Below are 254 nucleotides of genomic sequence, written 5' to 3' on the forward strand. Positions count from 1 at the left end.
CCTACTGCACATATTTATGCAACAGCTATTGAAGACGGTAAAACTATTGTCAATGTACCTCGTGTATATGTAAATAATATTGAATCTAGTGCAAATTCAGTAGAAAATCCAGTTGATAAGCCTGCACCAACTAAATCTGAAAACGTTGGTGGTATTGATTCTAATGGTAAGACTGTGATTGCTGGTGATGTAATTAACTACAACATCACTTGGGACTTTAGTAAGCTTGTTAACCCTGGTTTATCTGATTTAGT

The 254-nt window shown here is 35.0% G+C and carries 1 protein-coding gene; it reads left to right on the top strand.

Annotated elements, in window-relative coordinates:
• A partial coding sequence (locus tag FC36_RS12220) for a hypothetical protein (protein ID WP_202813099.1) occupies window positions 1-254 on the top strand: 254 nt, incomplete at both ends.

It is taken from the genome of Ligilactobacillus equi DSM 15833 = JCM 10991 (assembly GCF_001435735.1).
Taxonomy (GTDB): Bacteria; Bacillota; Bacilli; order Lactobacillales; family Lactobacillaceae; genus Ligilactobacillus; species Ligilactobacillus equi.